The 9,532-nt window shown below is 59.6% G+C and carries 7 protein-coding genes and 1 pseudogene; 7 read left to right on the plus strand and 1 reads right to left on the minus strand.

The features are described from left to right. The first annotated feature begins 167 nt into the window (after positions 1–167). The 7 genes from CXY71_RS20485 to CXY71_RS01160 all read left to right on the plus strand — a co-directional run bounded on the left by CXY71_RS20485 (position 168) and on the right by CXY71_RS01160 (position 8,315). Complete coding sequence (locus CXY71_RS20485) at positions 168–404, plus strand: hypothetical protein (protein WP_146069340.1); 237 nt, start codon at positions 168–170, stop codon at positions 402–404. Positions 405–630: 226 nt separating this feature from the next. Further along, positions 631–2,544, plus strand: a complete 1,914-nt coding sequence (locus tag CXY71_RS01135) for a hypothetical protein (RefSeq protein WP_233204316.1) — start codon at positions 631–633, stop codon at positions 2,542–2,544. A 194-nt stretch (positions 2,545–2,738) separates the two neighbouring features. Next, the gene (locus tag CXY71_RS01140; RefSeq protein WP_104133894.1) at positions 2,739–4,814 is read left to right on the plus strand and encodes a CocE/NonD family hydrolase; all 2,076 of its coding nucleotides are present in this window, start codon (positions 2,739–2,741) and stop codon (positions 4,812–4,814) included. Between the two features lie 55 nt (positions 4,815–4,869). After that, positions 4,870–5,766, plus strand: a complete 897-nt coding sequence (locus tag CXY71_RS01145) for a glycine betaine ABC transporter substrate-binding protein (RefSeq protein WP_104133895.1) — start codon at positions 4,870–4,872, stop codon at positions 5,764–5,766. A gap of 28 nt (positions 5,767–5,794) precedes the next feature. Beyond that, positions 5,795–6,865, plus strand: a complete 1,071-nt coding sequence (locus CXY71_RS01150) for an ABC transporter ATP-binding protein (protein ID WP_104133896.1) — start codon at positions 5,795–5,797, stop codon at positions 6,863–6,865. Further along, complete coding sequence (locus CXY71_RS01155; protein WP_104133897.1) at positions 6,862–7,587, plus strand: ABC transporter permease; 726 nt, start codon at positions 6,862–6,864, stop codon at positions 7,585–7,587. Before CXY71_RS01150 ends, CXY71_RS01155 begins: the two co-directional genes overlap by 4 nt. After that, on the plus strand, positions 7,560–8,315 hold the full coding sequence (locus CXY71_RS01160) for an ABC transporter permease (RefSeq protein WP_233204318.1): 756 nt from the start codon (positions 7,560–7,562) through the stop codon (positions 8,313–8,315). The genes CXY71_RS01155 and CXY71_RS01160 overlap by 28 nt, the downstream gene beginning before the upstream one ends. 42 nt (positions 8,316–8,357) lie before the next feature. Here the strand turns inward: CXY71_RS01160 and CXY71_RS01165 are convergent. Beyond that, positions 8,358–9,501: pseudogene (locus CXY71_RS01165) on the minus strand (IS3 family transposase). Between the last annotated feature and the right edge of the window lie 31 nt (positions 9,502–9,532).

The following is a 9,532-nucleotide window of genomic DNA, read 5'->3' on the forward strand; positions in this document are numbered from 1 at the left end:
CAAGCGAAATTCCCGCCTATCACGTCGGAAATCGCTGGATCATCCACAAGACCCAACTACGCCAACGACTCCAAGAGACCAGCAACCAGCGAGGATCTGATGAGTAAAATCCGACACGCCGGGTTTGCCAGCAAGTTTCTGTTTCTTGAGACCGATAGATTCATCGTATGACTACACAGCGATACCGCGGTGGCCGCTACAGCAAAGGTGAGCGGCTCCCGCTTCTAACACGCGTCGCGCCACCCGTGAGCGAGGCAGTGCGCCAGCGCGCTGAATCGCGCGGCATGAGCGTCAACGATTTCATCGCCTCGATTCTTGCCCGCGAGGTCGGCTTGTCCGAGTTCGCGCCAGAATCGCCCGTCCAACAGAAGCACGAGGAGCTGCCTATCTTAGACGTGGCTTAAACGAAAGAGCCCGCCGCTTCCGCGACGGGCCGACATAAGTTTCGTAGCTCAAACCCTCATGCTGCCAGGCCCGAGGTTCGAGCTAATCAAAATCACCAGCCCTCACGGGAGGTTCTTTTATGCCCCCAAGAGGTGAATCGAAGGAGATGACACCATAGTAACCGATGTATACCGTTTTGACGGTGTTTTCGTTGATGAAACTTCGTTGGGCGTGTCTTCAGCGTGGTTGACGGCGTGGGAAGTGACGCGTCGGTTGAGTCCGCGCGGCCAGGTGCGGGTGATGAAGCGTGATGTTTATGGGCGTCTGGACGAGAACAGCTACCCCCTGATCTTCCGCGTCGGCCCGACGGAACCCACGACGCCGTGGTTGGTGCGTTTGGCCGATGAGGCGGGCATGTTTCGTCTTTTGTGTTTTGACTTCGACGGCAAGGAAGCCGGCGTGGTCTCTCCGGACTTGATGGAGCGCGCTGTTGACGATTGTGATGCCCTCTCGGGGATTCTCGATCGCCTCAGGATCGCGCACGTCGTCTGTCAGTCCTCCGGTACGGGTGGACGTCACATCTGGGTTGCTGTGCAGGGGGGTGCGCCGGCTGTTGCGGTGGCTGCTCTTGCAGCTGCAGCGCATGCCAATTATGCGACTTTGGACCATGGGATGCTGTGTAACCCGCGGGAGGGTGGTGCCCGCCCGCCGTTGGCTCCGCACCGCGACGGTAGTAGCTCGATTATTCTCCGTGGTGCTGTGGCAGGGTTGTTGTCGCCGACGGTAACCAGTAGTGATCTTGATGCCCTGACTGGGGTTCTTGATCGGGCGAGACCGGCGGTGAGGCCGGCGGATACGACGCCGTCTGGCCCTCTTGATGCTCGCTACAGCGCGCACCGCCCTCTCAGCGCGTGGGGCCAGGGCCACATGGCCACCGTCAACGGCGGCAGCAACCCCAGTTGGACGGGGTTTATGTGCTTGCTCGCGGCCGCGTCGGCCGGGTGGACCCTGGCCGACGCTTCCCGGGAGGCACGGACGGCGCCGGGGATGGAGCATTACCGGACCAAGAACATGAGTCGTGGCACCCGCAAGCCGCGCAGCCTGGTGGAGGCGACGGCGCGTCTGGAACGGCAGTGGGCTAAAGCCCAGCAGTACTCGGCCCTGCAGGCGCCACTTCGCACCTCGCGTGCCCCGGCCGATCTGACGGAGCTGGGCGTCATCGTCGACAGTGTCGAGGACCTTCTGACTCGGTTCCGGGTCTCCCCTGGACGCTGGGGCCAGTCCGAAGCGGCGGTGTCGCGGCGCACGATCCTGTCCGCCGTGGCCTACCTGAGCTTGCAGACCGGGAAACGCACGGTCGCGGCATCGATTCGAGATCTGGCCCTGATGGTGGGACTAAGCCGCGACACCGCCCGACGGGCCCTCACCGCCCTCGCCAGTGACGGTTTCCTTATCCGGGCGTCACCGAGCGACAGCGGCAACGCCGCCGAATGGCGCTTATCCGGCGGCGTTTCCACAGCGTCTCGTACGGTTGCGTCACAACCATTAGATAACCCCCGCCCCCCCTCCGAACTTTTCAACCTGCGTAGCTCTTTGGTGGCCAGGTTGGAACGTCAGTTGACCGATGGCCGTCACGATCTCTTCACTCGTCCTGGGCTTGGACATCTCGCAGGCAAGGTCTATGCGCTCCTCGCTCAGCACTCTGCCCTGACCATTGATACGGCCGCTCGTTTACTTGGGGTTAGTTCGCGTCATACTGCTACGATTTTTAGTCGTCTGCGTCGTCACCGATTGATTGTGAGGCATGTGGAGGGGTGGGCGCGGGCGAAACGGGATGTGCGCGACGTGGCTGCTCGCGTCATCGGTGTCGCTGGACTGTTACTCGATCGGGCGAATCGGTATCGGGTCGAGCGTGAGGTGTGGGAGTGGTGGCAAGCGGAGGTGGCGACGATGAATGCTGCTCCGCGACGGCGGCCGAAACGGGTGGACGTGTCGAGCCGGCCGTTGTTTCGTGATGTGAATACGCCGGGTGAGCGGGTGTGGCCGCGGTATCCGCGTTCTAGTGATCACCGTGGTGATCATCGTGTTGCGCGGGAGCTGGTGGATTTGGGTGTGTTGAACCCGGAGAATCGGTGGCAGTACCTCGGCGACGCCGCCTAGCATCGAATCTGATCAGTGGTTGGCGCGAATCGATGGCAGCGCCGAGATGGTCACTGGTTTGATCGAGGTTGCAACAAGCTGAACGGAATAGTTCGCTCAATGCCCGACGAGACTCTAGCGTCGGATATTTGACGAATTCACAATCCACCCCATGAAGAAAGGATTGCGGCGACAAATATGTAAGGGTGGTAAGCATGCCTTCGCTTGAATCGATCCCCACGTCCCCAATTCACGTTCTCCGGCACATTCAGATTCCGCTTGTAGACGGCCACTCTCTTTCGGCCCGAATCTGGCTGCCGATGCGATCGAGCCCCACTCCCGTGCCTGCTGTCCTGGAGTACATCCCGTATCGTAAGAACGATATGACGGCTGCGCGAGATGACACGATTCATCCCGTTTTTGCACAGGCCGGCTACGCGTCGATTCGGGTTGACACGCGTGGTTCCGGCGATTCCACCGGTGTCATGGACGACGAGTATGCGGCTCGAGAACTCTCTGACGGACTCGAGGTGCTCACGTGGATTGCCAGTCAGGGATGGTGCGACGGAGCAGTGGGCATCATCGGGAAATCATGGGGCGGGTTCAACGGACTGCAACTTGCCGCACTCCGGCCACCCGAACTTCGTGCAGTCATTACCATCTGTTCAACCGATGATCGATACCGCGATGATGTGCACTTCAATGGTGGGGTTATCGTGGGTTCCGAGATGCTTTCGTGGGCATCGACGATGCTGGCCTACAACGCACGTCCACAAGACCCTGCAGTAGTGGGCGACGGCTGGCGCGAGAACTGGTTCGAACGTCTGAACAATTCGCCAATTTATTCAGAAATCTGGCTGGCGCATCAGAGGCGCGACGACTACTGGAAGCACGCATCTGTTTGCGAGGATTTCAGCAGCATTGAGGTTCCGGTTCTCGCGGTTGGTGGCCTCTACGACGAGTACCGAACGACACTTTTCACACTTTTGGAGAATTTGAACAGCCCCGTTCAATCTCTTCTTGGCCCGTGGGCGCACAACTACCCGCATCAGGGCGTTCCCGGCCCCGCAATCGACTTCCTGCCAGAGGCGGTGCGCTGGTGGGACAAATGGATGAAGGGCTCCGATAACGGCGTGGAGAACCAGCCAGCACTCCGCGCCTATATGCCCACAGGGATACACGTTGGTGAAGACCTCATCGAACGCCCAGGCCGCTGGATTGCTGAACAGTCATGGCCGAGCCCCGATGTCTCACGGACATCTTTTGCAGCGACCGAGGCGGTGCTTGCCGGAAGCCCAGAACTCTCAAGCACTTCGTTGATCGGAGGTGCTGCGGGCAGCTGGCTGCAGTTCGGCGAGGCTGCGGGACAAGCAAACGATCAACGTGAAGACGACGCGAAATCATTCACGGCATCGTGGTCGGTGGGCAGCGAGCCGATAGAATTCGTCGGTGAAGTCGACGTTTTACTCATGCTCGCGTCTAATCAGCCACACGGCCTAGTCGCGATTCGGCTGTGCGATGTCTTCCCTGACGGTTCATCACGACTTATTACAACCGGACTCTTCAACCTTGCTCACCGCACCAGCCACGAGCATCCGATCGCGCTGGAAAACGGGATCCCCGTTACTGTGACAGTGCCTCTTCTGGCCAGCGCCCACCGTTTCGAGCCCGGGCACAGCATCCGGGTTTCGGTTTCGGCAAGCTTCTGGCCATTCGCATGGCCCTCCCCCACAGAGACTTTGCTCACTCTCCAGCCTGAGCACCTTGTTTTGACCCTTCCCCTGCGCGAAAGCACGACCGACGAGTACAAGCAAGCAGAATTCTGCCCCCCGACGCCATCGCCGCGCAGCCCTATTCGGTCTGTCGCTGAGCCCATGACCCGAGCGGTCACTCGCGACTTGGTTGCCGGCATCCAGGACATTGTGATCACCAGTGAGGCGGACCAGGTCGATGAAACCGACGGGCTGCATTATCACACCTGGTCGCAAGATCGTTATGTGATCGCCGAGGGGCTGGCCGGCTCCGCGGTGGCTGAGTGCCGCAGAGTCGAGCGCTATCAGCGCACAGGCCTGCCTGGTGACACGGCGCCGCATGTCTTGACCACGATGCACGACGTCGACGTCGACGCCGTCGCCGTCGCGTCAGGCTGGGATGTCAAGATCGTCACGTTCAGTCGGATGTCTGGTGACGAAACAAACTTCTTCATTGAAAACCAGGTCACCGCATTCGAGGGCGAAAAAGAGGTGTTCTCGCGCGATTGGTCGGCAACGATCCCACGCGACTTCAACTGATCATCGCCGCGAAACTTCGCCCCGCTCACAACGCAAGGAATTTATTGTGCTCAGGATGACCCGACGGCAAGCGCTGTCACTGATCGCCGCCGGAACCACCACGGCCGCACTCGCAGGCTGCAGTGGGCCGGCAAGATCAACAGGCAACACCATCACGGTGGGATCAAAGGGATTTACGGAGTCGTGGATTATGGGTGAACTCTATGCCCAGCTGCTCAGAGCCCGTGGATACTCCGTCGCCCTCAAGACAAACGTCGGTTCAACAAACATCATCAACACGGCGCTCACGTCTGGCCGGGTTGACCTCTACCCGGAGTACACCGGGGTCATTGTCGTTGTCCTCGCGGGTATCGATGAGCCGATGGGAAGCGCTGCGGAAACCTATCAGAAGGCTATGAAGTACGAGGCCGGCAAGGGGATTGCTCTGCTCGAACCGACACCGTTTGAAAACAAGAACGCGATCGCAGTGACCGGGGACTTTGCTGCCGAGCACGATCTTCAGACCATCTCCGATCTGCAAAGCATCGGCGACTTCTTCTACTCCACCTACCCGGACAACGTCACTGGCGGCCAGGGATATGAGGGAATTGTGAAGACGTATGACCTTCCCAATATGAAGCTCAAAACGCTGAGTATCGGTTTAAACTACGGCGCGATCGAGCGTGGTGAAATTCAGGCGGCAGATGTTTTTACTACCGATCCACAACTGCTCCGCTCTGATCTGGTCGTTCTCGAAGACGATAAGAAACTCTTCGGGTTCCAGAACGTGTCGCCTGCGATTCGCCAGGACACGCTTGACCGGGTTGGAGATGACGTGCCGAAGGCGCTCAATGAACTGAGCGCACTCTTGACGCTCGATGTCATGCAGGCAATGAACGAGGCATCCGCCATCAACCGTCTTGACCCCGCTCAAGTGGCGAAAAAGTTCCTCGTTGTGAACAACCTCATCTGATCGTCCGCCTCAAAATGAAAAGGGACCAATGATGCCAGCTATCGATTTAGAGCAATCCTCGTCGATTGTTTTCGATGCCGCGACCAAGATCTACGCCGGACAGCCGCGCCCGGCGGTCGACAACTTATCACTCACGATCGAGGCGGGAGAGCTCTGCTGCATCGTTGGGCCTTCCGGAGGCGGAAAGACCACCACCCTCCTCCTCGTCAACCGCTTGGTGGAGCTGACCTCTGGCGACATCCGCATCGGCGGGCACAGCATCCACACCATTAACCCCATCGCCCTTCGCCGAAGCATCGGCTACGTCATCCAGCAAACCGGACTCTTCCCGCATTTGACCATCGCCGAGAACGTTGCACTCATTCCACAGATCATCAATTGGGACAAGACTCGAATCCGAAAGCGAACCAACGAGCTGTTGGAATTGGTCGGGTTGACTCCGGTCGAGAGTTTCGCAAAGCGATACCCGCACGAGCTCTCCGGCGGACAACAACAACGAGTCGGAATCGCACGCGCGCTGGCAGCCAACCCACCGGTCATGCTGATGGACGAGCCGTTCGGAGCCCTCGACCCGATCACCCGCGCGAACATCCAGGACGAATTCCTGTCGCTCAAAGATGAGATTGGTAAAACCACCATTTTCATCACTCACGATCTTGATGAGGCCATCAAGATGGGAGACAAGATAGCGATCCTTCAGGAGGGCGGTGTCCTGGCACAGTACGACACTCCTGAAATGATCCTGGCGCATCCCGCGAACGACTTCGTGGAACGCTTCGTCGGTGCCGACAGAGGCCTTAAACTGCTTACTCTGCTCACACTCAAGCGGGTTTTGAGCCAGGCGACCGATCTCCCTGCACCGATGAGGGTGTCCGATCTCACGTCATCGAATCTCCCGCGCATCTCTGAAACGGCGACCGCGCAGTCCGCCCTCTCGCTGGCTCTCGCTTCGCGGACGTCTTCGATCATCGTGACACGGGAGCATAGCAGGGAGGCGGTGGAGCTTTCGGTCCAACGACTTCTTGAACTCGGTGTGGCAACCGACGCAATGGCTGGGAAGAGTAGGTCAGGCGGCAGCCCCCTGGAGACGGGCGTTTGAACAGCACAACAGCGGCGGTTGAGCCGGTCATCCCCGACTACGGCCAGGCCAGCGACTGTGTCGTGAACAACGGCGCATTTTGCGTCGATTGGTTCATACAGCAATGGCCGACGGTCTTTTGGCCAGCGCTCATCGAACACGTTAACCTCACTCTCGTCGCCATAGTCGTCGGCTTTGTGATCGCGTTTATCGCCGCACTAGTCGCGCACCGATTCTCCGTCGTTGCCGCCCCCTTGAACGGGGTGAGCGCCATGCTATACACGATTCCGCCGCTGGCGCTATTCCAGCTGCTGGTACCGGCCACCGGACTCACCGTCCTGACCGCCGAAATCGCCCTCGTCGCTTACACGCTGCTCATTCTCTTCAGCAACACACTCAACGGACTTAATGGCGTTTCAGCGGAGGTGAAGAACGCCGCAGTTGGGATGGGTCTCACCCGGTCACAGATCTTGAGAAGAATTGAACTCCCGATGGCTGTTCCCTCCATCATCGGAGGGCTTCGGATAGCCAGTGTGCTGACCGTGAGCACGGCCACTATCGCCGCATTCGTCGTCGATGCCGGACTTGGATCACCAATTCTCAAAGCGGTCCAGTCACCGTTCAATACCCAGTTCGTCGCGGCCGGTGCACTTGCCGTACTGCTCGCATTCACCGTGGACGGCCTTCTGGTGCTCCTCGGTAAGACGCTTGCCCCGTGGGCTTCACGAAGGAGGACCGCATGACTGACTATTTGGGATTCATCGGATTCTCCATCGACAACTTCGCACTCCTACTCGACAAAACCGTGGAACATCTCGCTATCAGTGGCACTGCTTTACTGATCGCAATCATCGTCGGCATGCCGCTCGGTCTGTGGCTGGGCCACCTCCACAAGGGAGAGTTCATAGCAGTAAGCATTTCAAATATCGGGCGCGCACTACCAAGCCTCGCTCTGATCGCCATCCTGATCGGCGTTGTGGGCATCGGCTTCAACAACGTGGTTATTGCCCTTGTTTTTCTGGCAGCTCCACCGATATTAACGACGACGTTCCTCGGTATCAATGGGGTTGACCGAAGCCTCACTCAAGCTTCACGCGGTATGGGCCTCCGTGGCTGGCAAACTCTCACCAGGGTAGAAATGCCGTTGGCACTGCCCTCAATTTTCACCGGTTTGCGCACCTCGGCAGTACTCGTGGTCAGCAGCGCTACTCTGGCCACGATCGCTGGCGGCGGCGGGCTGGGCGATGTCATTCTCAACCAGGTTGCATACGGCATGAGTGGAGTGATTGCCGGCGCACTGTGGGTGGCCGTGCTCGCTTTGGCAACCGACGGGCTTTTTCTTCTCCTGCATCGTCTTGTGACACCGGCGGGGATCCGCGCGAGCACGAAGAAGGCCGGTGGCGAGCGAGCCAGCACCACGGGGGCAAACGCCAGCAGACTGGAAGAGACAGCTGCGCTCAACACGCACTAGGGGGACTGCCCCGAGTTCAGTTGACTCAGAGGGTTAGTGGTTTCAGGTGGCCGTGAGGGCCAGGTTTATTGTCTCAAACTCGATCGGGGTGAGTTTGTCAAGGCGGCGTTGCCGACGCTTTCGGTGGTAGGTCCGCTCGATCCACACGACCATCGACAGGCGGAGTTCGTCCCGGGGGGCCCAGCGTTGCCGGTCGAGGACGTTCTTCTGCAGCAACGCGAAGAACGACTCCATCGCGGCGTTGTCGCCACACGCGCCGACCCGGCCCATCGATCCAGTGATGCCGTTGTTCTTTAGCACCCGGACGAAGGCGTTAGACCGGAATTGCGACCCGCGGTCGGAGTGTAGGATCGTCCCCTCGATGGTCCGCTGCCCGATCGCGTTGCGGACGGCGGCGACGGCCAGCGACGCTTTCATTCGTGAGTCGATGGAGTAGCCGACGATCTTGTTCGAGTAGACGTCCTTGATAGCGCAGAGGTAGATCTTGCCCTCGTCAGTGCGGTGCTCGGTGATGTCCGTCAGCCAGAGCTCGTTCGGGCGCGTCGCGGTGAACTTCCGTTCGACGAGGTCATCGTGGACCGGCGGCCCGGCCTTCCGCGTCAGGCCGCGTTTCTTCGCGAACACACTCCAGAGCCGCTGCTGGGAACACAGCCGCCAAACCCGGTTCTCGCCCACAGTCAGGCCGGCCTGGTTGAGTTCGTCGGCGATGAACCGGTAACCGAACGCGGGGTCGTCGTGGTGGGCGTCCCACGCTGCGTTGGTGAGGTGGGCGTCATCCCAGTCGCGCTGGGAGACGGGGTTGCGCTTCCATTGGTAAAACGCTTGCTTGGAGAAGTGCAATACCCGGCAGGTCACCGTGACAGGGATCCTGTCGACGGCCAGTTCACGGACCAGCGGGTACATCATTGTGGGTTGACGTCACGGGAAAGATAGGCGACGGCCGGCGCATGACCTCGGCTTCTTGCTCGAGCAGCCGGATACGTTTCTTCGCATCCCGCAGTTCTGCGGACTCCTTCTCGGTCACACCCGGCTTAACGCCGTCCTCGACGTCGGCTTTCTTCAGCCAGTTCGCTAGGCAGGACTCGGAGATGCCGAAGTCTTTCGCGATCTGGTTCAGCGGAGCTTCGTGCTTGCGGGCGACCGCGACGACATCGCGCCGGAACTCGGGTGGGTAGGGCTTGGGCATGATGACATCTTTCCAGTGAAGACGAATCTCC

This window comes from Cryobacterium sp. Y62, assembly GCF_002929785.1.
Lineage (GTDB): Bacteria > Actinomycetota > Actinomycetes > Actinomycetales > Microbacteriaceae > Cryobacterium.

What these genes read in the sequence shown, in the direction of transcription:
- CXY71_RS20485 (WP_146069340.1), top strand. Translation starts at nt 168, where the DNA reads ATGACTACACAGCGATACCGCGGTGGCCGCTACAGCAAAGGTGAGCGG.
- CXY71_RS01140 (WP_104133894.1), top strand. Translation starts at nt 2,739, where the DNA reads ATGCCTTCGCTTGAATCGATCCCCACGTCCCCAATTCACGTTCTCCGG.
- CXY71_RS01145 (WP_104133895.1), top strand. Translation starts at nt 4,870, where the DNA reads ATGACCCGACGGCAAGCGCTGTCACTGATCGCCGCCGGAACCACCACG.
- CXY71_RS01150 (WP_104133896.1), top strand. Translation starts at nt 5,795, where the DNA reads ATGATGCCAGCTATCGATTTAGAGCAATCCTCGTCGATTGTTTTCGAT.